Here is a 24,976-nt window from a genome sequence, read left to right as displayed (position 1 = left end):
CGAAATCCGACCGGCACGACAGAGGCTGGCGACAATTCGACGTGAGGGGTTCACGTCGTAGGGAAGGTAGGCAAGATGGTACAGGTGAGAGCGCAACAGCCGGTCAATACGGACGGCAGCATCAACCTCGAGGCGTGGCTGGACCATGTCATCAGCCTCGACCCGGTGCTCGACCGCGCGGTACTCAAGGAGGCTTGCGAGTTCGCCCGCGATGCCGAACAGCAAGCCAAAGCCGCGCAGAACAGCTGGGCCGAAGGCAACTCCAGCTTCCAGACGGGCCTGGAGATCGCCGAGATTCTCGCGGACCTGAAACTGGACCAGGAGTCCCTGGTGGCCGCGGTGATCTACCGTGGCGTGCGCGAAGGCAAGATCCAGCTGCAGGCCGTGCAGCAGCGCTTCGGCCCGGTGGTGGCCAAGCTGATCGAAGGCGTGCTGCGCATGGCCGCCATCAGTGCCAGCCTCAACCCCCGGCAATCCATGGTCCTCGGCACCCAGGCGCAGGTGGAGAACCTGCGCAAGATGCTGGTGGCGATGGTCGACGACGTGCGCGTGGCGCTGATCAAGCTGGCCGAGCGTACCTGCGCCATCCGCGAAGTGAAGAATACCGACGAGGAGAAGCGCCACCGCGTCGCCCGCGAGGTATTCGACATCTACGCCCCCCTGGCCCATCGCCTGGGGATAGGTCATATCAAGTGGGAGCTGGAGGACCTGTCCTTCCGCTACCTGGAACCCGAGCAGTACAAGCAGATCGCCAAACTGCTCCACGAGCGCCGCCTGGACCGCGAGCAGTACATCGCCGACGTGATGAAGCAGCTGCGCGACGAACTGGCCGCCACCGGTATCAAGGCCGACATCAGCGGCCGCGCCAAGCACATCTATTCCATCTGGCGGAAGATGCAGCGCAAGGGCCTGCAGTTCAGCCAGATCTACGATGTGCGCGCCGTGCGCGTGCTGGTGCCGGAGATGCGCGACTGCTACACCGCCCTGGGCATCGTGCACACGCTCTGGCGGCACATTCCCAAGGAATTCGACGACTACATCGCCAACCCCAAGGAAAACGGCTACCGCTCCCTGCACACCGCGGTGATCGGCCCGGACGGCAAGGTGCTGGAAGTGCAGATCCGCACCCACGCCATGCACGAGGAGGCCGAACTCGGGGTCTGCGCCCACTGGCGCTACAAGGGCACCGACGTCAAATCCAGCTCCGGCCACTACGAAGAGAAGATCGCCTGGCTGCGCCAGGTGCTCGAATGGCACGAGGAACTGGGCGACATCGGCGGCCTGGCCGAGCAGCTGCGAGTGGATATCGAGCCCGATCGGGTCTACGTATTCACCCCCGATGGCCACGCCATCGACCTGCCCAAGGGCGCAACGCCGCTGGACTTCGCCTACCGGGTGCACACCGAGATAGGCCACAACTGCCGGGGCTCCAAGGTCAACGGCCGCATCGTGCCGCTGAACTACAGCCTGCAGACCGGCGAGCAGGTGGAAATCATCACCGGCAAGCACGGCGCTCCCAGCCGTGACTGGCTCAACCCGAACCTGGGCTACATCACCACCTCCCGGGCGCGGGCGAAGATCGTCCACTGGTTCAAGCTGCAGGCCCGCGACCAGAACGTCGCCGCCGGCAAGGCCATGCTCGAGCGCGAACTGTCGCGCCTGGCGCTGCCGCCGGTGGACTTCGAGAAACTCGCCGAGAAATGCAACCTGCGCACCGCCGAGGACATGCATGCGGCCCTCGGCGCCGGCGACCTGCGCCTGGCCCATGTGGTCAACTGCGCCCAGGCCCTGGTGGAGCCGGAGCGCGGCCACAGCGAGCAGCTGGAGCTGATCCCGCGCAAGCACTCCCAGCACAAGCCGGGCAGGCGCGGCGACGTGCAGATCCAGGGGGTGGGCAACCTGCTCACGCAGATGGCTGGCTGCTGCCAGCCGCTGCCGGGCGACCCGATCGTGGGCTACATCACCCTCGGGCGTGGCGTCAGCATCCATCGCCAGGACTGCGCCTCGGCCTTGCAACTGGCCGGCCGCGAGCCGGAGCGGATGATCCAGGTCAGCTGGGGCCCGGTGCCGGTGCAGACCTACCCGGTGGATATCATCATCCGCGCCTACGACCGTTCCGGCCTGTTGCGCGACGTGTCCCAGGTGCTGCTCAACGATCGGATCAACGTGCTGGCGGTCAATACGCGCTCGAACAAGGAAGACAACACCGCTGCCATGTTGCTGACCATCGAGATTCCGGGGCTGGATGCATTGGGACGCCTGCTCGCCAGGATTTCCCAGTTGCCGAATATCATCGAAGCCCGCCGTAACCGCGCGGCCTGACCTCCGTAGGTTGGTGCAGAGCGTAGCGAAGCCCAACATCGCTGTTGGGCCTCGCGGGCTCGGACCAACCTACGGTTGATCTCTACCAGGATTCGTCATGTACCAACTCAATGACCTGCTGCACCTCATGGCCCGGCTGCGCGACCCGCAGTACGGCTGCCCCTGGGACCTGAAGCAGGACTACGCGAGCATAGTCCCGCACACGATCGAGGAAGCCTACGAGGTGGCCGACGCCATCGAGCGCGGCGACTTCGATCACCTGCCCGGCGAGCTCGGCGACCTGCTGTTCCAGGTGGTCTATTACAGCCAGCTGGCCAAGGAGGAAGGGCGCTTCGAATTCGCCGGCGTGGTGGATGCCATCACCCGCAAGCTGGTCCGCCGCCATCCCCATGTGTTCCCCGACGGCGACCTCTACGGCGCGCCCGACATGGCTCGCCTGGAAGAGGCGGCGATCAAGCAGCGCTGGGAAGAGATCAAGGCCGAGGAGCGCGCCGAGAAGGCCGCCGCGCCGGAGCAACTGTCCCTGCTGGATGATGTGCCCGGTGCCTTGCCGGCCCTGAGTCGCGCCGCCAAGTTGCAGAAGCGCGCGGCCCAGGTGGGCTTCGACTGGCCCGAGGCGCTGCCGGTGATCGACAAGCTCCGCGAGGAGCTGGACGAGGTACTCGAGGCCATGAGCGAGAACGACCCGCAAGCCATCGCCGACGAGTTGGGCGACCTGCTGTTCGTGGTGGTCAACCTGGCCCGTCACCTCAAGGTCGACCCGGAAACCGCCCTGCGCGGTGCCAACGAAAAATTCGAAAGACGCTTCCGTTTCATCGAGCAGGCATTGCACGAGGCGGGTCGTCCCATTGAAGATTGCACCCTGGAACAACTGGATGCCCTCTGGGGCGAAGCCAAGAAACAGGAAAAACTCAGCCTTGGCTGTTAACTCGAGAGACTGAACCCCGACATGAGCCTTTCCCTCCGCGACCAGCTGCTTAAAGCCGGGCTGGTGAACGAAAAGCAGGTCAAGCAGGCCGGCAAGCAACAGCAAAAACAGACGCGCCTGGAGAAGAAGAACCAGGTCGAGAAGGACGACTCGCTTCGCCAGGCCGCCCTCCAGGCCCAGGCCGAGAAGACCGCCCGCGATCAGGAGCTGAACCGCCAGCAGCAGGAAAAGGCCGACCAGAAGGCCAAGGCTGCCCAGGTCAAGCAACTGATCGAAACCTCGCGCCTGCCCAAGCTGACCTCCGACGACTACTACAACTTCGTCGACGAGAAGAAGGTCAAGCGCATGGCCGTCAACGCGCTGATGCGCGAGAAGCTCAGCAGCGGCTCCCTGGCCATCGTCCGCCATGGCGGCGGCTACGAGGTGATCCCGCGGGACGCCGCGCTGCGTATCCAGGAGCGCGATCCGCGTCGTGTGGTGCTGCTCAACACCCAGACCGAAGAGCCGGATGCCGACGATCCGTACGCGGCCTACAAGGTGCCAGACGACCTGATGTGGTGATGCAATGAAGAACCGGGCCTAGGCCCGGTTTTCTTTTGCGAGCGGCGAGGCCGGGAGTAGGTTGGGTAGAGCGAAGCGAAACCCAACGTTCGGTGCTCCGGATGGTGCTCGGAGTCCCGGATTGCATCCGGGGTGCCGCTGTCGGCTCGTGGCCTGTCTGTAGGAGCGAGTGCGCAGCTGAAAGCGCTCAGCAGATCTGATTCCCCAGCAGCACCCGCCCGAAACTCGCGCCCTCGGTCAGCGGCGTGATCGCCGTTATCTGGTCCAGGCGCAGGCGTTCCTGGCCGCCCTCGTTCTGCACCAGCAGGAACTCCTCCTTGTCGGGCGTCGTCAGCGTGGTCATGGCGCGGGCGTCCAGGCGGGCGCCGCCGACCAGTTCGATGTGCAGCTGGTAGCGATGCAGGCAGGCGATCTCGATGTAGTCGTAAAGGTCACAGGAGAGCGGCTGGTAGTCCTGGATCATGGTGGTTTCCTCTGCGGCGGACAGATGGACAGCATAGGCGCAGTCGACGCGCCCGGGCTTCCCTTCAAGTATCAGCCTGTTTCGCCCGTTGCGACGGGACAAAAACCCATAAAAAAACCGAGCGCTCGGCCCGGTTTCTTGTGGAGGGGGTAGCGACTACTGGCCTTTCACCGATTTGCCGTCCACCGTGCCGTCCTTGAGCATGATCACGTACTCCTTGCCGTCCTTTTCCACCTGTTGCAGGCGGACGAGCAGGTAGTCCCAGTCCTTGGCGAACCAGAGCACGGTCTTGCGGTTGCTCTGGGTGGGGTCGCGCACGCGCTCGACCTTGATCGCGTCCACCGCACCGGCTTCGGTCTCCACGCGTTCTTCGCCCAGTACGCGGAAGTCGTAGGTCTCGATCTCGTCACCGTCGACCACCTGGTAGCTCATGCTCTTCTTGCCGTCGGCGACGTCATGCTGGAGCACCAGCTGGTAGGTGGACTTGTCCTGCAGGCCACGGTTCAGGGGCAGGCGCACCTGGTTGCCGCGGTCGGTGCCGATGATCTGCTTCTGGGTCCAGTCGAAGTCGAACTCCACCTGCTTGCTCTTGCCGAGGCCGCTGCGCTTGAAGCGGTAGGTCAGGGGCAGGAATGCATTGTTCTCGACGCGGAAGGTGCTCACTTCGCTCAAGCTGGCCACCAGCATCGAAGCTTCGAAGTCCAGTTCCCAGCGACCGTTGTCGAGCTGCTTCAGGCTGCGGCCGGCGGTACCGCTGACCGGCAGCTGCTTCCAGTCGGCGGTGTAGCTGGCCTCGAAGGGTTTCAGCTCGGCCGCCACGGCGGGGAGGGTAGAAAGGGCGAGGAGCAACAGCAAGGCGCGACGCATTGGCGAATCTCCTAGTTACGCAGTTGTTGCCCCGATGGGGGCAACCTTTGTCCATCCAGTTCGGCGCCGCTCGGGCCCAGGCGCAGTCTGCCTTCGGCAAACCAGCGCATGGCCAGCGGATAAATGCGGTGTTCCTGTACATGAACCCGCTGGGCCAGGCTTTCCGGCGTGTCGTTCGACTCTACCGGGATAAGGGCCTGTACCACCAGAGGGCCACCATCGAGTTCTTCGGTGACGAAGTGCACGCTGCAGCCATGCTCCGCGTCTCCGGCTTCCAGTGCGCGCTGGTGGGTGTGCAGGCCCTTGTACTTGGGCAACAGCGAGGGATGAATGTTCAGCAGGCGGCCCTGGTAGTGGCGCACGAATCCGGGGGTGAGGATCCGCATGAAACCGGCCAGTACCACCAGTTGGGGCGCGTAGGCATCGATGGCTTGCACCAAGGCGGCGTCGAAGGCTTCGCGGTCGGCGAAGGCCTTGTGGTCCAGTACCCGGGTCTCGATGCCGGCGATCTTCGCCCGTTCCAGGCCGTAGGCATCGGCGCGGTTGGAAATCACCGCGCGGATGCGTGCCGGATGGTCGCCGCCGGTGGTGCTGTCGATCAGCGCCTGCAGATTGCTGCCGGAGCCGGAGATCAGCACCACTACATCACAGCGTGCGGCCATCAGTGGCTTTTCAGGTTGTTCAGCACGACGCGCGGGGCGTCTTCGGCGGCCGCGGCGATTTCACCGATGACCCAGGGCTGCTCGCCAGCGGCGCGCAGGACCTTGAGCGCGGCTTCGGCCTGCTCGGGGGCCACGCAGATGACCATGCCCACGCCGCAGTTCAGCACGCGGTGCATTTCGGTCTCGTCGACGTTGCCTTGCTGTTGCAGCCAGTCGAAGACCGCCGGACGGGTCCAGCTGGCCACGTCGATCACGGCCTGGGCGCCTTCGGGCAGTACGCGCGGGATGTTGTCCAGCAGGCCGCCGCCGGTGATGTGGGCCATGGCCTTCACCGCGCCGGTTTCCTTGATCAGTTGCAGCAGCGCCTTGACGTAGATGCGGGTCGGCGCCATCAGCAGGTCGGCCAGGGGCTTGCCGTCGAGCTGTACCTGCTCGATGTCGGCGCCGCTGACTTCGATGATCTTGCGGATCAGCGAGTAGCCGTTGGAGTGCGGGCCGGAGGAGGGCAGGGCGATCAGGGTGTCGCCGGTGCGTACCTTGGAGCCGTCGATGATCTCGGCCTTTTCCACCACGCCGACGCAGAAGCCGGCCAGGTCGTAGTCTTCGCCTTCGTACATGCCCGGCATTTCGGCGGTTTCACCGCCCACCAGGGAGCAGCCGGCCAGTTCGCAGCCGACGCCGATACCGGTTACCACGGTAGCGGCCACGTCGACGTTGAGCTTGCCAGTGGCGTAGTAGTCGAGGAAGAACAGCGGCTCGGCGCCGCAGACCACCAGGTCGTTCACGCACATGGCCACCAGGTCCTGGCCGATGCTGTCGTGCTTGTTCAGGTTCAGCGCCAGGCGCAGCTTGGTGCCGACGCCGTCGGTGCCGGATACCAGGACCGGCTGCTTGTAGCCGGCCGGGATCTCGCAGAGGGCGCCGAAGCCGCCCAGTCCGCCCATCACTTCCGGGCGCGCGGTACGCTTGGCCACGCCTTTGATGCGTTCGACCAGGGCTTCACCAGCGTCGATGTCTACACCGGCGTCCTTGTAGCTCAGGGAGGGTTGCTTGCTCATAAATCCAGGCCTATAGGGGGGGAATTCGAGGATCGACCGGCAAGTCTGGCTGCCGGTTTGCGAAGGCGCGCGATTTTATCAGGCTTGCCCGGTAGCGGCCATCGGCAGCGGTCGGCCCCTGGATAAAAGTCGCGAAAAACGCCCGCGTTGCTCAGTGCCAGGCAGCTGATTAAGGTATAGCCCTTAGATTGCGGCCTATGCTGCACCTGTTCGCCCCTAGAGAGTCCGCCATGCGCCTGATCGCTCAATCCTTCCTGCTCTGTCTTACGCTGCTCGGCCTCACGGCCCATGCCGAAACGGTCAACAACCTCTACCAGGTTCGCGAACCGGTCAGCTCCCAGCAGCCGGAGGAACGCACCCAGGCACTCGTCCGTGCCCTGGACACCCTGGTGCTGCGCCTCTCCGGCGACCCCAAGGCAGCCCAGAACCCGGCCCTCGACGCACTGCGCAAGGACCCGCAGCAGGTAATCAGTCAGTACGGGTACGAAGGGCAGGCCCTGGTGGTGGATTTCGACCCGATTTCCACCGAGCGTGCCCTGCGCCAGGCCGGTATCCCGCTGTGGAGCGCCAATCGCCCGGCCGTGCTGGCCTGGTGGCTGAATCGCGCCGCCGAAGGCAGCAACCTGGTGGGTGACGGCCAGGACGCCGCGGCGCCCCTGCGGCAGGCCGCGCAGAACCGTGGCCTGCCGCTGCGCCTGCCATTGGCTGACCTGAACGAGCAACTGCTGGCGACACCTGAACAACTCACCTCGGCACAGCCCGGTGCCCTGACCCAGGCCTCCGAACGCTACGACGCCGACGCCCTGCTGGCGGTGGATGCCAGCGAGGCCGACGGCAGGTGGCAAGCCCAATGGCGCCTGTGGCTGGGCGACACTCGCGAGCAAGGCACCGCCGAGGGCGCCGACAGCGCCGCCGTGGCCGATGCGGTGATGGCCGCCGTGAGCCAGCGCCTGGCGACACGCTTCGTGTCGGCTCCTGGTGCCGGCCAGAACCTGGCGCTGGAAGTGCAGGGCGCCAACCTGGCGCGCTACGCCGAGCTGTCGCGCCTGCTGGAGCCATTCGGCGCACGGCTGACCCGGGTCGAAGGCGATCGCCTGGAGTACCAGGTCAACGCCAGCCCGGAGCAACTGCGGGCCCAACTGGGCCTGGCCGGGCTCCAGGAGTCGGCGCCCGAGGCACCGGTCGCTTCCGCCGATCCGCAGGGCGCGCCGGCGCAGGCGCCTCTGGTGGTGCCGCGCGACAACCTGCTGCGCTTCCACTGGTAGTGGGCATGGACCAGCCGCTTCAGCGTGTCTCGCCTCCTGGCCGGAGACGGCCGGGACGGGTTGCGGAAATATCGTTGCGCAAGGATGAGGGCCCGAGATGACCGATTCGCGCCGCTGGGTCTGGCTGGCCGGCTTGCTGTTCCTGGGGTGGCTGTTCTACCAGCTGCGCCCGGTGCTCTCACCTTTCCTGGTGGGCATGCTGCTGGCCTACCTGGGCGACCCCCTGGTGGACCGCCTGGAACGCCTGGGCCTGTCGCGCACCATCGGTGTGGCGCTGGTGTTCGGCCTGTTCGGGGTGATCCTGCTGGACCTGCTGCTGGTGATGCTGCCCCTGCTCGGCCGCCAACTGGTCCGTCTCTACGAACTGGTGCCGCAGATGCTCGACTGGCTGCAGCACATCGCGTTGCCCTGGGGGCAGGAGATGCTCGGGCTGCCCGGGGACTTCTGGCGCTTCGACAAGCTCAAGACGGTGGTCAGCGGCTACCTGGGTCCAACCACGGACATCGCCACCACCCTGCTGAGCGGCGTCACCACCTCCGGCCTGGCGCTGCTGGGCTGGCTGGCCAACCTGCTGCTGATCCCGGTGGTGGGTTTCTACCTGCTGCGCGATTGGGACCTGATGGTGCACAAGCTGCGTGGCCTGCTGCCGCGCAACCGCGAGGAACAGGTGGTCGGATTGGTGGCTGAGTGCCACGAGGTGCTGGGGGCATTCGTGCGTGGCCAGTTGCTGGTGATGCTGGCCCTCGGCTTGATCTACGCGGGTGGCCTGATGCTGGTGGGGCTCGACCTGGGGCTGCTGATCGGCCTGCTGGCGGGGCTCGCCAGCATCGTGCCGTACCTGGGCTTCGTCGTCGGATTCGGTGCCGCCCTGGTGGCCGCACTGTTCCAGTTCCAGGGCTTCGAGCTCTATCCGCTACTGGGGGTCGCCGCGGTATTCACCGTGGGGCAAATGCTTGAAAGTATGCTGCTGACGCCGCTCCTGGTGGGCGATCGCATCGGCATGCACCCAGTGGCAGTGATCTTTGCGATACTTGCTGGCGGCCAGCTGTTTGGCTTCACCGGCGTGCTGCTGGCACTGCCGGTTGCGGCGATCATCATGGTTTTGCTGCGCCATGCGCATGATTTCTATAAACTTTCCGACCTTTACGGACAGTCGAGTAGCGGTCCAGACGACCCTCCCAGTACGGCATGACACCGATCCAGCTCCCCCTGAGTGTGCGTCTGCGCGATGACGCCACCTTCGCAAACTTCTATCCCGGCGCCAATGCTGCGGCCCTCGGCTATGTCGAGCGCCTGTGCGAGGCCGATGCCGGCTGGACCGAAAGCCTGATCTACCTCTGGGGTGGCGAGGGCGTTGGCCGTAGCCATCTGCTGCAGGCAGCCTGCCTGCGCTTCGAACAACGAGATGAGCAGGCCATCTACCTGCCCATGGACGAGCTGGTGCACTACGGGCCCGAGGTCTTCGACAACCTGGAACAGTGCGAACTGGTCTGCCTCGACGACCTGCATGCCCTGGCCGGGCGGCCGCAGTGGGAAGAAGGGCTGTTCCACCTGTTCAACCGCCTGCGGGATGCCGGTCGCAAGCTGCTGCTGTCGGCCGACAAGTCGCCCCGCGAGCTGGGCATCAAGCTGCCGGACCTGAAGTCGCGCCTGACCTTGGCGCTGGTGTTCCAGCTCCATGGCCTGTCCGACGAGGACAAGCTGCGGGCCTTGCAGTTGCGCGCCTCGCGCCGTGGCCTGCACCTGACCGACGAAGTCGGGCGCTTCATCCTCACCCGTGGTCCACGCAGCATGAACCTGCTGTTCGACTTGCTGGACATCCTCGACCAGGCCTCGTTGCAGGCCCAGCGCAAGCTGACCATTCCGTTCCTCAAGGAAATCTTCGGCTGGTAGCTGGAGTCGAGTGAAAAAAAGCCCGGGCCTTGGTCCGGGCTTTTTTCGGGTGCGCGCTGGAAGTTGAGGGCTTAAACCGGATTGGCAGTCCGGCATGAAGGGGTTTGGAGCTGTGTCGTTTGGCTCATTGTCGAGTGGGCTGCGGGTTTCTGTTTCGCCTTCCCGGGCGACTCCCTTTGGCAGTCGCCCCAAAGGAAGCAAAGGGCTTGCCCCGACATCCGGCCCCGGCTGCGCCGGGGTTCCCTCCCTACATCGTCGCTCCGGGGGCACGGCGCGAAGGGCCATCCATGGCCCTGCGCGCCTCTCGCGGCATCCATGCCGCTCATCCCCCTGACTCGCTGCGCTCGCCCTTCGGGCCAGCCTGCGGCTGTTACTTCGCTGCGCTCCGTTTCACAACGATTCCGCTCGGCCTCCTGAAGGGGCGGTTCGCGCGGCGTCATCGTCCCAGCTTCATTTCAGACCGGTATGGGCAACAGGCACAAGTCACCCCTCTCCCTCCGGGAGAGGGGCAGGGGAGAGGGATGCTTCAGCAAGCAGAGTCTCGGGCAAAGGCAATCACAAAAACTTGCCAATCCGGCATGAGCCGATACTTCCCCCGAAAGTCTGCGAAGCACCCCCCCCCCAGCCAGGAATCACTCCCCGGCGAGCTTGCGGGTGTTCTGGAAGCTCCAGCGGGTATAGAGCAGCGCCGAGCAGAACAGCACCAGGCTGACCACTGTCTCCAGCCAGCCGTACAGGCTGCGTGCCGGGTCGATGGTGGCCAGTACGCCCTGGATGAAATAGATATTCACCACGAAGCAGGTCCAGGCGTGCACGCGGGCATTGCCGAGGATCATGCCGGGCGCGAGCAGCACCAGCGGCGCCAGTTGGACCGAGAGGACCACCCAGGTGCGTGCACCGTGCAGGTCGGCGAAGAACAGGGTGTTCACGGCCAGCAGCAGGGCCAGGGCGAAGAAGCTCGCCAGGGCGACCACGCGGCTCACCGCCAGACGCGGTGCCAGCCAGGCCAATTCCGGGAGTTGCTTGGGTTTTCTAGCCACGCGGGGTCTCCAGGCGTTGGGCGGTTTGCGCCAGGCGTTGGCCCAGGGCGCGGCAGAGGGCGATCTCGTGTTCGTCCAGCGGGCGCTTGCCGTCGGCGCCGGCATGGTGGCTGGCGCCGTAGGGCGTGCCGCCACCACGGGTTTCCAGCAAGGCCGGCTCGCTGTAAGGCAGGCCGGTGACCAGCATGCCGTGGTGCATCAGTGGCAGCAGCATGGACAGCAAGGTGGTTTCCTGGCCGCCGTGCAGGCTGGCGGTGGAGGTGAACACCGCCGCCGGCTTGCCCACCAGCTCGCCGGTGAGCCAGAGGCTGCTGGTGCCGTCGAGGAAGTATTTCAGCGGCGCGGCCATGTTGCCGAAGCGGGTCGGGCTGCCGAGCACGAGGCCGACGCAGTGGCGAAGGTCGTCCAGGGTGGCGTAGAGCGGGCCGTCGGCGGGAATGTCCGGGGCTACCGCCTCGCATTCGCTGGAGACCGCTGGCACGGTGCGCACGCGGGCTTCCAGGCCGGTCAGCTCGATGCCGCGGGCGATTTGCCGGGCCATTTCGGCGGTGGCGCCGTGGCGGCTGTAGTAGAGGACCAGAACGTAGGGGGCGCTCAAGGCAGGATCTCCAGCACGCGCTCCGGCGGCCGGCCGACCACGGCCTTGTCGCCGGCGATCAGGATGGGCCGTTCGATCAGCTTGGGGTGGGCGACCATGGCGGCGATCAGTTGCTCTTCGCTGAGGCCGCTGTCGGCCAGGTTCAGCTCCTTGTACTCATCCTCGCCGCTGCGCAGCAACTGGCGGGCGGACAGGCCCAGCTTGGCCAGCAGGTCGCGCAGTTCGGCGGCGCTGGGCGGGGTTTCCAGGTAGCGCACGATGGTGGGCGCCAGGCCGCGCGCTTCCAGGAGTTCCAGGGCACCGCGGGATTTGGAGCAGCGCGGGTTGTGGTAGAGGGTCAGTTCGGTCATGTCGGGGGTCGCATGGGCTTGGTCGAGGCGGCTATTCTAACCGGGTCACGGCGCAGTCCTGAACCGTGGGCGGTGCTGGCGGTCTGTTGAGCCGGTCCGGACCGAAACGCGTCAAGGAGATGGAATGCACCAACGCCTCACGGACATCGTCGAATTCTGGCGCTTCCTGCTCCAGCGGTTCATTGCCGATCGTGGCACCAACAGCGCTGCGGCCCTCACCTATACCAGCCTGTTCGCCGTGGTGCCGGTGATGACGGTGACCTTCACCATGCTCTCGGCCATTCCGGCCTTCCAGGGCACGGGCGAGCAGATCCAGAGCTTCATCTTTCACAACTTCGTGCCCTCCACCGGGGAAGCCCTGCAGGAATACCTGCATGCCTTCACCGCCCAGGCCCGGCACCTGACCTGGTTCGGCGTCGGCCTGCTGGTGGTGACCGCCTTCATGATGCTGGTGACCATCGAGAAGGCCTTCAACACCATCTGGCGGGTGCGCCAGCCGCGCCGGGGCGTGTCCAGCTTCCTGCTCTACTGGGCGATCCTCAGCCTGGGCCCGTTGCTGCTGGGGGTGGGATTCGCGGTCAGCACCTATATCACCTCGCTGTCGCTGATTTCCGGTCCGGATGCGCTGCTCGGCGTCCAGACCCTGCTGGGCTTCATGCCGCTGTTGTCCAGCATCGCCGCCTTCACCCTGATCTACGCCGCCGTGCCCAATGCCCGGGTGCCGGTGCGCCACGCCCTGGTTGGCGCGATCTTCACGGGACTGCTGTTCGAGGCGGCGAAGGCGCTGTTCGGCCTCTACGTCAGCTTTTTCCCGGGCTATCAGTTGATCTACGGCGCCTTCGCCACGGTGCCGTTGTTCCTGCTGTGGATATACCTGTCCTGGGTCATCGTGCTGTTCGGCGCGGAGCTGGTGTGCAGCCTCTCCACGCCCTGGCACTGGCGCCGTCGCGCGATGCCGCGCCTGCTGGTGCTGATGGGGGTGCTGCGGGTGTTCCATGATCGGCAGATGCGCGGCATGCCGGTTCGCCACCTGGATGTCCAGCGGGCCGGCTGGCACCTGCCGGAAGACGAGTGGTTGGAGATGCTGGAACTGCTGGAGAGCCAGCACTTGGTCTGCCGTGCCAGTGGTGGTGTCTGGGTGCTCTGCCGCGACCTCGGCGGCTACAGCCTCTACCAGTTGCTCGCCCACATGCCCTGGCCGCTGCCGCGTCCGAACCAGTTGCCCGAGCATCTCGACGAGTTGTGGTATCCGCCGCTGCGCAAGGCGCTGGAGCTGCTTCAGGAAGAGCAGCAGGCGTTGTTCGGCGGCAGCCTGGCGCAATGGCTCAAGCCGGGGAGCGACTGACGAATTTCGTCAGTCGGCGACCGAGCCGGGCGCTGCGAGGCGCGCGGGGCCTGGCAATGACGGGGCTATGGGATTGGCATGGATATGGCACTACAGGGAAGAGGCCATCGAGCCGATGGCCAGGGGAAGCAGGCAATGGGCACCAGGAAAGACACACTGATTCATCTGCACGAGCGCGCGCCGCAACGGGCACTGGAAGGGCTTAACCGGGTTACCGGGCTGAAATTCCAGCACTGGCCCGAGTCGCTGGTGCCAGTGCCGGTGGCGGATGAATCGGAGTCGGCGCAGGCGCTGCCGCGCGAGGGGAATCGGGCGCTGCCCGGTTGAGCGGAGTCAGGCGCGGGCTTTGCGGCCGGCCGGTTCGGCCAGCTCCACCGCCTGGACGAAGAGTTCGTCCACCAGCAGGCTCTTGATCGGCACGGCTGCGCGCAGGCGTACCTGCATCTGTTCGATCTTCTGCTTGAACGGCAGGCGGGCGATACCCGACAGGAGAATCTTGCCCTTGGCGTTGGGCCTGCCGTGGTCGACCGCGACTTCGCGGCGGCGATCGCCGTCGAGGTAGCTCACCAGCAGGGACACCGGCAAGTCGGCCATGCCCGGCAGGTTCAGCCAGGCCGCCACGTTGAAATCCGCCACCCGGCCGTCGAAGGCGGTGAGCGAGGAGCGGGCGACGTCGACGATACCGCTGGGGACTGGGCCGATCAGGCTGTCTTGCTGCTGCATTGGGCATCCAGGCTGAAGAGGTACGTTCGTACCGATGGTCCGGGATTATAAGCAGCTATTCCCGCACGAACTGTGCGCGCTGGCCGCCGACGGGCGTGACCCGTCTCGCAGATTGACCACTCAGGCAAGTTGCAGGGGGTAGCGCGCCACCAGAGAGGTGCAGAGGTTGGGCTGGGGCAGCGGGACTATGGCCTGGTTGTTCACGCTGGCCAGCTGCATCCAGAGGTTTTCCCCGTCGCCGAATTGATTGCAGGGCAGCCAGAGGCCGTGATGCCAGCCGCTGCCAGGGTCGGGCGTGCTCTGCAGGACGCCAGGGTGGGTCTGGGCGTTGGGCGCGCGGCGCAGCCAGACGGGACGCGGCAGGCCCTTGAGGTAGCGCAGGCCGAGGTGCAGGCCTTCGGCGTTCTGGTAGCGCCAACGCACCAGGGCCAGCACCGGTGTATTCGGGGTCTGCACCAGCACCAGTTGGCCCACCGGCAATTGGCTGCCCTGGTCGCCATGGCAGAGCAGGCGGGCGCCGCCGGGGCTGGTATCGAGCAATTGCGCCTCGCAGCGGCCGGGATGCTGCGCAAGCAGCTCGGCATGGATGGCGGGCAGTCCCACCACCAGTTGGCAGCTTCCCGTCTTCTCGGTACGCAGGTGGCGGCGCTGCTGGCGGCCGAGCCAGTGCTGGCGGACCTTTTCCAGGAGCTGGCGTTCGCTGTCGCTGCGCAGTGGCGCCGGCTCATGCACGGCGATCAGCAGGGCGCCCAGCTCGAAGCGGCGCAGGTAGGTGTTGGCGCCATCGGGGCGCTGGTCCTGGGGCAGGCAGGGCTGGGATTCGGTGAGATCGACGGTCGGGCTGCCGTTCTCGTCGTCCTCGTCCCAGGGCAGTAGCCGCGCCAGGCCGGCGAGCGGGGCCAGGGCACCGAACAGCAGCGGGCATTCGCCTTCGCTGAGGTGGAAGGGGTTGCTCAGTGCCAGCAGGAGCATCTGCTGGTAGAGCCCGCGCAGGGTGTTTGCCGGTGTGGGGCGAAATGCCGCGGCCACCGGCTCGTCCAGGCAGCCCTGGTGCTCGCCGATCCAGTACAGCAGGTGGCTGTCGCGCCAGAGCCGGGGGCTGGGTTCCTGGTAGAGCTGGTAGTGGCGCAGCAGGGTCTGGGCGAGGAAGTGCTGGGCCATGTACAGGCACCAGGCAAGGTGCGGGCGCGACGGTTGATGGCCCTGGAGAATCTGCAGCAGTAGGCGTTTGAATCCGCAGGCCAGCTCGTCGCAGAGCCTGATGAACAGGGGCGGTGGCGACGTGCGGCCCTGGTAGGCCTGGGCGTAGTGGCGGAACTCTTCGCTGAAGCTTTGCAGCACCCTTTGCCTTTCGAGTAAGGTCAGCGCGCTACGATTGAGCCTGAACAAATGCCCCAGGACCTGTTGCAGGGCACTATCCTGAGGGAGTTGGCGTGCCTGTGAGAGGAGTGTCGGCACGCTTGCCAGTGGAGTGCTGTTCTCTTCCAGGATGTCCGGCACTTCCAGGCGCAGGGCATCCAGCGTCATACCAACCCCGCGTACACGAGGACTGAATGCATGGGATCGCGACTCCAAGCTTTGATAGGGGTGATCGCACTGATGAGCGCCGGCCTGTTCCTTGCCAGCTGCTCGGACGACGTAGGCGTCGATCAGCATGGACAGAAGGTAGCGGTTGAGCGCCTCGAAGGCCAGTGGCTGGTGATCAATTACTGGGCCGAGTGGTGCGCGCCTTGCCGGACGGAAATACCCGAGCTCAACGCCTTCGCCGAGCAGCAGCGGGACAAGGGCGTGAAAGTCCTGGGGGTGAATTTCGATGGCCTGCAGGGCGATGAACTCGGCCAGGCCACGAAGAAAATGGGCATCCAGTTCACCGTGCTGGCGGAGGACCCTTCCAAGCGCTTCGACCTGCCGCGCAGCGAAGCATTGCCGGTCACCTACATCATCGACGCTCAAGGCAAGTTGCGCGATCGCCTGATGGGTGAGCAGAGTGCGGCGGGCCTGACCGCGCGCCTCGAAGAACTGCGCAAGGGGAGCTAGCGATGGCGCGAATCTGTCTGCATGGCTACGTGAGCGGCAAGGTGCAGGGTGTCTATTACCGCCAGTCCACCCAGGAAGAAGCCGACCGCCTGGAACTCGATGGCTGGGTGCGCAACCTGGCCGATGGCCGGGTCGAGGTGCTGGTGGAAGGGGACGAGGAGCCGGTGCGCGAGCTGGCGGCCTGGTTGGAACGGGGGCCGGCGGATGCGCAGGTGACGGCTGTCGAACTCGAGGAACAGCCGTTGCAGGGGATTACCGGTTTCATCGTGCGGCGCTGAGAACCTGCTCAGGATCTGCTGCGCGTCGGAATAACCGCGTTGAGAATGGCTTCGGGCTTGCTCATTTACAGCGCGTAAACTCCGCGCCCTCAGCCATTCTCGCCTTGTTCTTCTCTAGCTCGCGAAATCCTGAGCCGGTTCTGAGTCCACATGGAGAGCGGGCTGGGCCACTCCCGGGAGGGTGGGATCAGTCCGAATCACCCGGGTCGACGGCCAGTCGACCGGCGTTCTTCATCAGCGACTGGAGAAACTCCTGTTGCAGCTCCGGATCGTTGCGGGTCAGCTCGATCAGGCTCTGCTCCAACTCGCTGGCTTCTTCTTCCAGACCCAGGTCCGACAGGCGTTTGACCCGGTGCACCCATTGCGGCACTTCGTCGTCCTCGAGGTCCTCGAAGATCAGCGCATGGGCCTCCGCCAGCTTGCCGCGCAGGGCGTGGCTGATGCCAAGGCTGGCATCCGCGCGGGCGTTGTCGGAGGGATCCTCGACGCTCAACAGCAGTGTGCCGGTGCGGCTGATGTCCTGGTCGGCGAAGGGGCCGTCCAGCAGGTTCAGGCGCAGGATGCCGTTGCGATCGGTGACCAGCTCATGGGTCTGCTTGCCAAGCTTGACCAATACCGGACGCTCGGCCCAAGGCAGGCTGGAGTACTCCATGCGCTTGTCCAGTTGCTTCTCGTCGAGGCTGGCGAGGTTCTGCTCGGAGCGGCCGTTGGACTCGACGTTCATCGCCGGGTTGAGGCCGGCGAAGCCGTAGCTGATCCAGTCCTTGGTGGCGGTGTCCGGCAGGCTGCCCAGCAGCACCACGTTGAGCACGTTGGCGCCGACACCGGCGACCACCGCTACCGCGCCCAGGGGCACTTCGTAGAGTTCGCGCCAGGGCTGGTAGGGCGTGTAGCGGTCGTAGTGGCGGCTGACCTCGAACTCGGTGACTTCGAAGGTCTTCTGCTCGTTGATGCGGATGCGCCGTTGTGGCAGTTCCAGCACCTGGGGGTCACCCACCTCGATCTGCAGGCTGTGGTTGAGCAGTTTGCGCTCGACGCGCTCTTCGTGTTCGCTGCGCTGCGGCAAATGATTGGCGCAGCCGCTGACGAAGAGGGTGCCGCACAAGGCGGCACCGGTGAGGTATTGGGAACTACGCTTGGACATTTTCTCGATCAGCGATTCACGCGGGCGGTGATGTAGGAGAGTACGTCGGCGACCGCTACAGCCTGGCTGTCGGTCTCGCGGCGGCTCTTGTATTCCAGGTTGCCTTCGGCCAGGCCACGCTCGCTCACGACGATACGGTGCGGAATGCCGATCAGCTCCATGTCGGCGAATTTGACGCCGGGGCTGGTCTTCTTGTCACGGTCATCCAGCAGTACATCGATGCCCGCCGCGCGCAGCTCGGTGTAGAGCTTGTCGGTAGCTTCCTTGACGGCCGGGGTCTCGTACTTGAGCGGCACCAGGGCTACCTGGAAGGGCGCCAGGGCCTCTGGCCAGAGGATGCCGCGGTCGTCGTAGTTCTGCTCGATGGCGGCAGCCACCACGCGGGATACGCCGATGCCGTAGCAGCCCATGATCAGGGTGACCGGCTTGCCGTGCTCGCCGAGCACCGCAAGCTTCATGGCTTCGCTGTACTTGGTGCCCAGCTGGAAGATGTGGCCCACTTCGATGCCGCGCTTGATCACCAGGGTGCCCTTGCCGTCAGGGCTCGGGTCGCCGGCAACCACGTTGCGCAGGTCGGCGACTTCCGGCAGCGGCAGGTCGCGCTCCCAGTTCACGCCGAAGTAGTGCTTGTCGTCGATGTTGGCGCCGATGGCGAAGTCGCTCATCAGGGCGACCGAACGGTCGACCACGCAGGGCAGGGGCAGGTTCAGCGGGCCGAGGGAGCCGGCACCGGCACCGATGGCCTGGCGCAGTTCGGCTTCGCTGGCGAAGACCAGGGGGTTGGCGATCTGGGCCAGGTTGGCGGCCTTGATCTCGTTCAGCTCGTGGTCGCCACGGACGATCAGCGCCACCAGGGTGCCTTCCTCGGCGCCATGGACCACGAGGGTCTTGATGGTCTTCTCGATGGGCAAGCTGAAGTTTTCCACCAGGTCGGCGATGGTCTTGGTGTTCGGGGTGTCGACCAGCGTCAGCGCCTGGCCGGGCGCGGCGCGCTCGGTCTCGCGGGGCAGGGCTTCGGCCTTCTCGATGTTGGCGGCGTAGTCGGAGCTGTCGCTGAAGGCGATGTCGTCTTCACCCGAGTCGGCCAGCACGTGGAACTCGTGGGAGCCGGTACCGCCGATGGATCCGGTGTCGGCCAGCACGGGACGGAAGTCCAGGCCCAGGCGGCTGAACACGTTGCAGTAGGCCTGGTGCATGCGGTCGTAGGTTTCTTGCAGCGATGCCTGGTCCATATGGAAGGAGTAGGCGTCCTTCATGATGAACTCGCGGCCGCGCATCAGGCCGAAGCGCGGACGGATCTCGTCACGGAACTTGGTCTGGATCTGGTAGAAGTTCAGCGGCAGCTGCTTGTAGCTGTTCAGCTCGTTGCGCGCCAGGTCGGTGATGACTTCTTCGTGGGTCGGGCCGACGCAGAAATCGCGCTCGTGGCGATCCTTCAGGCGCAGCAGCTCGGGGCCGTACTGCTGCCAGCGGCCGGACTCCTGCCACAGCTCGGCAGGCTGCACGGCGGGCATCAGCACTTCCAGCGCACCGGCGGCGTTCATCTCTTCACGGACCACCGTCTCGACCTTGCGCAGTACACGCAGGCCCATTGGCAGCCAGGTGTAGAGGCCAGAGGCGAGCTTGCGGATCATGCCGGCACGCAGCAGCAGCTGGTGGCTGATCACCACGGCGTCGGTGGGGTTTTCCTTGAGGGTAGACAGCAGGTACTGACTGGTACGCATGTTTGGCCGTTTTGTCGGTTGCGATGGGTTTGAATGGCTCGGCATTGTACGGCGCTGATCAAGTGGCGTACAGGATAGCGGTCCGGTAGCGGCAGGAGGACGAGGTGAAAGTGTTGACGGCGGGGCAGGTGGAGGCGTTGATCCGCGAGGGCGTGCCCATGGCGGAGGACATCGGTTTACGCATCGAGCGGCTGGACGCCGAGGGCGCCCTGGCGCGGGTGCCGTTCCAGCCCAAGTTGGTGCGTCCGGGTGGGACCTTGTCCGGCCCGACCATCATGGCGCTGGCCGATGCGGCCATGTATGCGGTGGTGTTGGGAAGTCTCGGCAAGGTCGAGATGGCGGTGACATCCAACTTGAATATCAACTTCCTCGCCCGGCCCAGGCCGGTGGATCTGTTTGCCGAGGCACGGATACTTAAACTGGGTCGACGTCAGGCGGTATGCGAAGTCTCCCTTTATTCGGAAGGGGAGCAAGACAATCTCGTCGCCCATGTAACCGGTACTTATGCACTGCCACTGGTTGATTAAAGTTTGAGCAAAAAAGAACCCCGGCCTAGGCCGGGGTTCTTATTTCACTTAGTAGAACGCTGGGATATTAGAGGATATCCAGCGGGTACTCGGTGATTACGCGGATTTCGTCCGAAGCGGTGCCGCCAGCGGAGCCGAAGAAGGCCATGTCGCTGTTTGCACGCCAGGTGGCGTGACGCAGGCGGATGGACAGATCCTTGGCCGGACCTTCCTGTACCACGTACTTGGCTTCGATGTTGCGTTCCCATTCCTTGCCATCGTCGCCGATGCCGCCGTACGGGCCGAGCTGGTTGGCCTTGGTACCGTCGACGTCCTTACCGGAGATGTAGCGAGCCATGAAGCTCAGGCCCGGTACGCCGTACTCGGCCATGTTCAGGTCGTAGCGAGCCTGCCAGGATTTCTCGTTCGGGCCGTTGAAGTCGGAGTACTGAACGGAGTTGGCCAGGAAGATGGAGTCGCCGGAGTTGCCGAAGTCCATGCCGATGTAGTCAAACGGCGTGTCAGCGTTGTTGCGCTGGTAGGCCAGAGTGAACTTGTGGGCGCTGATGGAGTAGGCGGCGGCTACGGAGTAGATGGTGCCGTCGATGTCGCTGCCGGCTTTGGCTTCGCCTTCGTCCAGGGTGCGGTAGACGTTGAAGTCCAGGTTCACCGCCTGAGCGTCGGTGATCGGGAAGTTCAGGTTCAGGTTGCCGTAGTACTGGCGCCAGATGTCTTCCAGCTCGGAGCCGTACAGGCTGACGCTGACGTTGTCGGTGATGGCGTAGGTGCCACCAACGTAGTCGGCGTTGCGAGCGGTGATGTCCGGGTTGGCGGTGTAGGCGGTGCTGATCTCACCGTTGCTGCGGGTGGACAGGTTACCGTCGCGGATGGCGGTGAAGTGACCGGCGTCCAGGTTCAGGCCTTCGATCTCGCTGCTGGTCAGCTGGAAGCCTTCAGCGGAGCTCGGGAACAGGCGAGCGGTACCGGTGGCGAATACCGGAGCGGTGGGGAACAGGTTGCCGTACTTCAGCTGGGTGCTGGACACCTGCATTTTCACGGCGCCGCCGGCGTAGGAGTAATCGTCCTGGGCTTTGCCGTCGTCGCCGATCGGCAGCAGGCCGGTACCGTTGGTGCCGCCGCCGCTGTTCAGTTTCAGACCCAGCATGCCGTGGGCGTCAACGCCGAAACCAACGGTGCCTTCGGTGTAACCGGACTCGAAGTTCAGGCTCATGCCATGAGCCCACTCGTTACGGTAGTTCTGGCGATCGTTGGGGTTGTTACGGAAGTCGCGGTAGAACGCGAAGTTCTTGTTCAGCAGAGTCAGGTTGGCGTCTTCGACGAAGCCCTTGGACTCAGATTGGGCGCTGGCGAAGGCCAGTTGCATGCTACCGGCGGTCACGGCCAGAGCCAGTGCGCTCCACTTCATCACTTGCATTGTGATTGCTCCTTTGGTTTGAAGATTATCGCCGCATTCTTATGTTTGAAGGCGGTTCTTTCTTTTTGTGTCGGCGCTAACTTATAGCACGGTCAGAATATTCGCCATAGTTGAAGCTTAATCCTTGCGAATTCTTCACATCGCTGTCGCAATTTGTGAAGGGGTATGTCGCGTTTTTATAGGTTTGGCCTTGCATCCTTTCACTACCTATGTTTGACGGGCATTTTGCGAGGGGGATTCGTTGGTTTTCTCCCTAACTCGCTATGTCCTGGCGTTCCAAAAGCAAGAAGCGTGCTCAAGTGATGATTTCTTACGTGAATTCGGGTTTTTCTTCGATGCCTAATCGATTTCCGTGCGCCAACACCTTGATTCTCTGGCTCGGAGCGCAGACGCGCGCCCTAAAATGAGGCATTCATTGTGTTGGCTGGTGCTTGACATGGGGTGTAGGAAAGGTCTGTAAGTGCCGCCGGGCGGCGCTGCGGCTGGTTGGCGTCACCGCAGGTAACAGAATGTTAACGGTGCGCCGTCCTGGTGCGTCGCCCGGTGGCTTCCTGCCTTCTATATGGCGATGGGGCGGGAGGAGTTCCGCATCCAGCGAGCCTTGCCTTATGCTGCGCGGCCCGCCCGTCTCGGCCTAGTGCCGGAGGCGGGTGTTAAGCTCGAATTCCCTACAGTCGAACAGGAGAGGCCAGTATGTTCGCCCTGGACCCAAGACTTCAGCAGGACACCCTGCCAATCGGTGATTTCCCCCTGTGCCGGCTGCTGTTGATGAATGATGCCCAGTACCCCTGGTTCATCCTGGTGCCGCGCTGCGAGGAAGTGAGTGAGTTGTTCCAGCTCGGTGCGCAGGAGCAGCGGCAACTCTGGGAAGAAACGACCTTCCTTGCCGAAACCCTCAAGGACACCTTCGGTGCCGACAAGATGAACGTCGCGACCCTCGGCAATATGGTCAGCCAGTTGCACATGCATGTGATCGTGCGTCGCCGTGAAGACGCCGCCTGGCCCGCCCCGGTATGGGGTCGCCATCCGGCGGTGGCCTATTCGGCCGAGCAGGTGGCCGCCATTCGCGCAAAGCTCCGCCTGGTGCTGGCCGATGATTTCCGCTTCGTGGAGGGTGAGTCGTGAGCCTGGAGACGCGCATTGCCGACCTGGAAAGCCGCCTGGCTTTCCAGGATGACACCATCCAGGCCCTCAACGATGTGCTGGTGGAGCAGCAGCGGGTCGTGGACCGCCTGCAGCTGCAACTGGCGGCATTGGCCAAGCGCCAGGAGGAGTTGCTCAGCCAGTATGGTCCCGGCGACGACGAGGCGCCGCCTCCCCATTATTGAGCGCCCATGAAAAAGCCCGCCGATTGGCGGGCTTTCTTTTTGCCGGGCTCAGCGTCGGCCGGGCAGGGCGGCGATCACGTCTTCGGCTTGCAGGCCTTTGTCCCGCTGGATCACCGAGAACTCCACGCGTTGGCCTTCGATCAGCACGCGGTGGCCTTCGCCGCGAATGGCGCGGAAATGCACGAAGATGTCATCGCCGGTATCACGGGAGATGAAGCCGAAGCCCTTGGAGGTGTTGAACCACTTCACGGTACCGGTTTCGCGGTTGCTCATGTCCTGGGGCAGGAGTGGCGCCTGGGTGACTTTCTGCAGGTTGATGGCCAGGTGCAGTGCGACGGCCAGGATCACCGTCAGCAGGCTGATGAGGATCGCGGGCTGCTCGCCCACGGTGGGCAGCGGGGCGAGGAGGATCAGGGTCTGCAGGATCACCGCCAGTACCAGCAGGGCGGAAACCAGGTTCTGCAGCTGGTGGCGCAGGCCCTTGGCCCAGGCGGGAACCACCGGGGCCAGCAGCAGGTTGAGCAGGCCGCAAAAGGCCAGGAACAGCGCCTCGGGTTGTTGCAGGTAGGGGATGGCGTCGGCACGCAGGCTGGGAATGAAGGACAGCAGTAAAGCGGCAGCGCCCGTCAACAGATGGACGATTTTCAGTATGTTCAATGGATTCACCTTGGAAACGGAATCTCTAACGGAAGAGCCGAACCGCGCGAGATGAAAAGAGCGACGGTGCCGGCCTATGCCGCAGGTCAGAGAGTTGACATGCGGCACGGGCTGTATTTAACAGCAAAGGAGAGGGCTTCTCAAATCAAGCGGTTAGCGCGTCTTCGGAGCCTTGCGGATGCACCTGGTTACGCCCGTTGCGTTTGGCCTGGTAGAGGGCGTCGTCGGCACGGGTGATAAAGCTTTCGAGGGTGTCGCCGGGCTCCGCGAGGGCCAGGCCGAAGCTCGCCGTGATGGTATCGAGTACCTGGTCGGTGCGCCGGACCTTGACCCGCAGCGCCTGCATCTTGCTGCGCAGTTGCTCGGCGAACGTGCGTGCCGCGTTGAGATCCTGGCAATCGCGCAGCACCACGCAGAACTCTTCGCCACCGTAGCGGCCCGCCATGCCTCGGGGCGGCAGGAGTTCCCGCAGCAGCTGGCCGACATGCTGCAGAACGCGATCGCCCAGCGGGTGGCCGAACTGGTCGTTGAACTGCTTGAAGTGGTCGATATCCAGCATCACCAGCGCCAGGCCTTCCTGGCCGCTCTTCAGCGCCTGTTCCAGCAGGCGTGAGAAGGCCTGGCGGTTGAACACCTGCGTCAGGCCGTCGACGGTGGCGGCCAGTTGCGCGCGTTCGAGCTGGCTGCGCAGGTGCTGGATCTCCGTCTGGGCGGCGCGCAGTCGATAGAGGAACTGCTCCTGCTGCTCCTGCATCAGCTGGGTGCTTTCCTGCAGGTGGTTCAGCACGCTGGGCAGGTCGTCGATGATGGGTTCATGCAGGGCGGCCAGGCCGGCGGACAGGCTGCTGTTGTAGGCCTGGCTGCCGTTGACGCTGCGGCTCACGTCGCCTTCGATATCGTCCACCAGGTCGATGACCTGCTGCTGGCCGTGGCGCGCGTCTTCCAGTTCGCCACGGATGATGTATTCGCGGAACAGCTTGAGCGCCGACTCCGGCGGGAACACGTCGAAGTCCTTGGTGATCTTTTCCAGGCGGCGATTGAGGTCCGGCTCCACACCTTTGCTGTAGGTGTACCAGAGCGCGTAGTGCACTGGGTTCGGCGGGATGGCGTGGCGCACCATGAGCGGGACGGCCTGCTTCAGCAGGTCGGCGGCTTCGCGGGTTTCTTCGGGGTAAAGCTCAAGCAGCGACGGTGGTTTCGGAGGCTGGCTCATGCACTTCACTGTGACGAGATGTCGAATTGCCAGAGCATAGAACAGGCGCGTTGTCGCGCATAGCGAAAGGCCCGGTTTCCCGGGCCTTTTTGCAGCGCCTGGAGGTCAGGCGGCGAGCAGGCTGCGGAGCATCCACGCGGTCTTTTCGTGGACTTGCATGCGCTGGGTGAGCAAGTCGGCGGTGGGTTCGTCACTGACTTTGTCCAGCAGCGGGAAAATGCCGCGGGCAGTGCGCACGACCGCTTCCTGGCCCTGGACCAGTTGGCGAATCATGTCCTCGGCTGCCGGTACGCCTTCTTCTTCCTTGATGGAGGAGAGGCGGGCGTAAGCGGCGTAGGTGCCGGGCGCAGCGAAGCCCAGGGCGCGGATGCGTTCGGCGATGGAGTCCACCGCCAGCGCGAGTTCTGTGTACTGACCTTCGAACATCAGGTGCAGGGTGTTGAACATCGGGCCAGTGACGTTCCAGTGGAAGTTGTGGGTCTTGAGATAGAGGGTGTAGGTGTCGGCCAGAAGTCGGGAGAGACCCTCCGCGATAGCGGCGCGATCCTGTTCGGCAATTCCGATATTGATGTCCATACC

Annotated in this window: 28 protein-coding genes; 13 read left to right on the top strand and 15 right to left on the bottom strand. The window is 64.6% G+C overall.

Annotated features, from left to right (window positions below; all coding sequences use genetic code 11):
- The first annotated feature begins 75 nt into the window (after positions 1 to 75).
- The 3 genes from relA (at position 76) to PCA10_RS22135 (ending at position 3,811) form a co-directional block, all read left to right on the top strand.
- Positions 76 to 2,322 carry a GTP diphosphokinase gene (gene relA / locus PCA10_RS22145; protein WP_016494320.1) on the top strand — a complete coding sequence of 749 codons (2,247 nt, stop codon included), beginning with the start codon at positions 76 to 78 and terminating at the stop codon, positions 2,320 to 2,322.
- Positions 2,323 to 2,419: 97 nt separating this feature from the next.
- Complete coding sequence (mazG, locus tag PCA10_RS22140; RefSeq protein ID WP_016494319.1) at positions 2,420 to 3,250, top strand: nucleoside triphosphate pyrophosphohydrolase; 831 nt, start codon at positions 2,420 to 2,422, stop codon at positions 3,248 to 3,250.
- Positions 3,251 to 3,271: 21 nt separating this feature from the next.
- A complete protein-coding gene (locus PCA10_RS22135) occupies positions 3,272 to 3,811 on the top strand; it encodes a DUF2058 domain-containing protein (RefSeq protein WP_016494318.1) in 540 nt (179 codons plus the stop codon).
- A 187-nt stretch (positions 3,812 to 3,998) separates the two neighbouring features.
- Here the strand turns inward: PCA10_RS22135 and PCA10_RS22130 are convergent, their stop codons facing one another.
- The 4 genes from PCA10_RS22130 to purM all read right to left on the bottom strand — a co-directional run bounded on the left by PCA10_RS22130 (position 3,999) and on the right by purM (position 6,861).
- The gene (locus tag PCA10_RS22130) at positions 3,999 to 4,274 is read right to left on the bottom strand and encodes a Rho-binding antiterminator (RefSeq protein ID WP_016494317.1); all 276 of its coding nucleotides are present in this window, start codon (positions 4,272 to 4,274) and stop codon (positions 3,999 to 4,001) included.
- 156 nt (positions 4,275 to 4,430) lie between these two features.
- On the bottom strand, positions 4,431 to 5,141 hold the full coding sequence (locus PCA10_RS22125; protein WP_016494316.1) for a DUF3108 domain-containing protein: 711 nt from the start codon (positions 5,139 to 5,141) through the stop codon (positions 4,431 to 4,433).
- An 11-nt stretch (positions 5,142 to 5,152) separates the two neighbouring features.
- A complete protein-coding gene (gene purN / locus PCA10_RS22120; RefSeq protein WP_016494315.1) occupies positions 5,153 to 5,803 on the bottom strand; it encodes a phosphoribosylglycinamide formyltransferase in 651 nt (216 codons plus the stop codon).
- Positions 5,803 to 6,861 (bottom strand): phosphoribosylformylglycinamidine cyclo-ligase, encoded by a 1,059-nt coding sequence (purM, locus tag PCA10_RS22115; protein WP_016494314.1) that lies wholly within the window; start codon positions 6,859 to 6,861, stop codon positions 5,803 to 5,805. The genes purN and purM overlap by 1 nt, the downstream gene beginning before the upstream one ends.
- Positions 6,862 to 7,091: 230 nt before the next feature.
- Between purM and PCA10_RS22110 the strand changes: the two genes are divergently transcribed.
- The 3 genes from PCA10_RS22110 to hda all read left to right on the top strand — a co-directional run bounded on the left by PCA10_RS22110 (position 7,092) and on the right by hda (position 10,019).
- Positions 7,092 to 8,126 (top strand): DUF2066 domain-containing protein, encoded by a 1,035-nt coding sequence (locus tag PCA10_RS22110; protein ID WP_041770400.1) that lies wholly within the window; start codon positions 7,092 to 7,094, stop codon positions 8,124 to 8,126.
- 97 nt (positions 8,127 to 8,223) lie between these two features.
- On the top strand, positions 8,224 to 9,318 hold the full coding sequence (locus PCA10_RS22105; RefSeq protein ID WP_016494312.1) for an AI-2E family transporter: 1,095 nt from the start codon (positions 8,224 to 8,226) through the stop codon (positions 9,316 to 9,318).
- A complete protein-coding gene (gene hda, locus PCA10_RS22100) occupies positions 9,315 to 10,019 on the top strand; it encodes a DnaA regulatory inactivator Hda (protein ID WP_016494311.1) in 705 nt (234 codons plus the stop codon). Before PCA10_RS22105 ends, hda begins: the two co-directional genes overlap by 4 nt.
- A 632-nt stretch (positions 10,020 to 10,651) precedes the next feature.
- Here the strand turns inward: hda and PCA10_RS22095 are convergent.
- Genes PCA10_RS22095 through arsC form a run of 3 tightly spaced genes read right to left on the bottom strand, consistent with a single transcriptional unit; the run spans position 10,652 to position 12,007 of the window.
- A complete protein-coding gene (locus tag PCA10_RS22095) occupies positions 10,652 to 11,059 on the bottom strand; it encodes a DUF2069 domain-containing protein (protein ID WP_016494310.1) in 408 nt (135 codons plus the stop codon).
- Positions 11,052 to 11,657, bottom strand: coding sequence for an NAD(P)H:quinone oxidoreductase (wrbA, locus tag PCA10_RS22090; protein ID WP_016494309.1), 606 nt, complete (start codon positions 11,655 to 11,657; stop codon positions 11,052 to 11,054). Before wrbA ends, PCA10_RS22095 begins: the two co-directional genes overlap by 8 nt.
- Positions 11,654 to 12,007: an arsenate reductase (glutaredoxin) gene (gene arsC / locus PCA10_RS22085; RefSeq protein WP_016494308.1), complete on the bottom strand. Its 354-nt coding sequence runs from the start codon at positions 12,005 to 12,007 to the stop codon at positions 11,654 to 11,656. Before arsC ends, wrbA begins: the two co-directional genes overlap by 4 nt.
- A gap of 124 nt (positions 12,008 to 12,131) precedes the next feature.
- On the opposite strand from arsC, the gene PCA10_RS22080 reads away from it, so the two are divergent.
- A complete protein-coding gene (locus tag PCA10_RS22080; RefSeq protein WP_016494307.1) occupies positions 12,132 to 13,352 on the top strand; it encodes a YihY family inner membrane protein in 1,221 nt (406 codons plus the stop codon).
- Between the two features lie 135 nt (positions 13,353 to 13,487).
- Positions 13,488 to 13,679 carry a hypothetical protein gene (locus PCA10_RS22075; RefSeq protein ID WP_016494306.1) on the top strand — a complete coding sequence of 64 codons (192 nt, stop codon included), beginning with the start codon at positions 13,488 to 13,490 and terminating at the stop codon, positions 13,677 to 13,679.
- A 6-nt stretch (positions 13,680 to 13,685) separates the two neighbouring features.
- On the opposite strand, the gene PCA10_RS22070 is transcribed toward PCA10_RS22075, so the two are convergent.
- On the bottom strand, positions 13,686 to 14,075 hold the full coding sequence (locus PCA10_RS22070; protein WP_016494305.1) for a hypothetical protein: 390 nt from the start codon (positions 14,073 to 14,075) through the stop codon (positions 13,686 to 13,688).
- Positions 14,076 to 14,195: 120 nt separating this feature from the next.
- Positions 14,196 to 15,602: a PilZ domain-containing protein gene (locus PCA10_RS22065; RefSeq protein ID WP_016494304.1), complete on the bottom strand. Its 1,407-nt coding sequence runs from the start codon at positions 15,600 to 15,602 to the stop codon at positions 14,196 to 14,198.
- Positions 15,603 to 15,632: 30 nt separating this feature from the next.
- Between PCA10_RS22065 and PCA10_RS22060 the strand changes: the two genes are divergently transcribed.
- Both PCA10_RS22060 and PCA10_RS22055 read left to right on the top strand, forming a co-directional pair.
- Complete coding sequence (locus tag PCA10_RS22060) at positions 15,633 to 16,112, top strand: TlpA disulfide reductase family protein (RefSeq protein WP_016494303.1); 480 nt, start codon at positions 15,633 to 15,635, stop codon at positions 16,110 to 16,112.
- A 2-nt stretch (positions 16,113 to 16,114) separates the two neighbouring features.
- Positions 16,115 to 16,390, top strand: coding sequence for an acylphosphatase (locus PCA10_RS22055; RefSeq protein WP_016494302.1), 276 nt, complete (start codon positions 16,115 to 16,117; stop codon positions 16,388 to 16,390).
- A gap of 187 nt (positions 16,391 to 16,577) precedes the next feature.
- Here PCA10_RS22055 and PCA10_RS22050 read toward each other — a convergent pair whose 3' ends face one another.
- Entirely contained in the window at positions 16,578 to 17,534 is a 957-nt protein-coding gene (locus PCA10_RS22050; protein WP_016494301.1) for a hypothetical protein, read from the bottom strand.
- Between the two features lie 8 nt (positions 17,535 to 17,542).
- Positions 17,543 to 19,258: a proline--tRNA ligase gene (locus PCA10_RS22045; RefSeq protein WP_016494300.1), complete on the bottom strand. Its 1,716-nt coding sequence runs from the start codon at positions 19,256 to 19,258 to the stop codon at positions 17,543 to 17,545.
- 113 nt (positions 19,259 to 19,371) lie between these two features.
- Between PCA10_RS22045 and PCA10_RS22040 the strand changes: the two genes are divergently transcribed.
- The gene (locus tag PCA10_RS22040) at positions 19,372 to 19,785 is read left to right on the top strand and encodes a PaaI family thioesterase (RefSeq protein WP_041770921.1); all 414 of its coding nucleotides are present in this window, start codon (positions 19,372 to 19,374) and stop codon (positions 19,783 to 19,785) included.
- Between the two features lie 67 nt (positions 19,786 to 19,852).
- On the opposite strand, the gene PCA10_RS22035 is transcribed toward PCA10_RS22040, so the two are convergent.
- Positions 19,853 to 21,199, bottom strand: coding sequence for an OprD family porin (locus PCA10_RS22035; RefSeq protein WP_016494298.1), 1,347 nt, complete (start codon positions 21,197 to 21,199; stop codon positions 19,853 to 19,855).
- A 693-nt stretch (positions 21,200 to 21,892) separates the two neighbouring features.
- Here PCA10_RS22035 and PCA10_RS22030 point away from each other — a divergent pair.
- Positions 21,893 to 22,324 carry an HIT family protein gene (locus PCA10_RS22030; protein ID WP_016494297.1) on the top strand — a complete coding sequence of 144 codons (432 nt, stop codon included), beginning with the start codon at positions 21,893 to 21,895 and terminating at the stop codon, positions 22,322 to 22,324.
- Positions 22,321 to 22,527 (top strand): SlyX family protein, encoded by a 207-nt coding sequence (locus tag PCA10_RS22025; protein ID WP_016494296.1) that lies wholly within the window; start codon positions 22,321 to 22,323, stop codon positions 22,525 to 22,527. The genes PCA10_RS22030 and PCA10_RS22025 overlap by 4 nt, the downstream gene beginning before the upstream one ends.
- A gap of 48 nt (positions 22,528 to 22,575) precedes the next feature.
- Here the strand turns inward: PCA10_RS22025 and PCA10_RS31315 are convergent, their stop codons facing one another.
- The 3 genes from PCA10_RS31315 to PCA10_RS22010 form a co-directional block, all read right to left on the bottom strand.
- Positions 22,576 to 23,178, bottom strand: coding sequence for a cold-shock protein (locus tag PCA10_RS31315; protein ID WP_041770920.1), 603 nt, complete (start codon positions 23,176 to 23,178; stop codon positions 22,576 to 22,578).
- 151 nt (positions 23,179 to 23,329) lie between these two features.
- Positions 23,330 to 24,397, bottom strand: a complete 1,068-nt coding sequence (locus PCA10_RS22015; protein WP_016494294.1) for a GGDEF domain-containing protein — start codon at positions 24,395 to 24,397, stop codon at positions 23,330 to 23,332.
- 105 nt (positions 24,398 to 24,502) lie between these two features.
- Positions 24,503 to 24,973, bottom strand: a complete 471-nt coding sequence (locus PCA10_RS22010; protein WP_016494293.1) for a Dps family protein — start codon at positions 24,971 to 24,973, stop codon at positions 24,503 to 24,505.
- Positions 24,974 to 24,976: the final 3 nt, after the last annotated feature.

The organism is Pseudomonas resinovorans NBRC 106553 (assembly GCF_000412695.1).
Lineage (GTDB): Bacteria > Pseudomonadota > Gammaproteobacteria > Pseudomonadales > Pseudomonadaceae > Metapseudomonas > Metapseudomonas resinovorans_A.
Note: the sequence above shows the minus strand (reverse complement) of the source record. Positions and strands in the feature narration are given on the sequence as shown.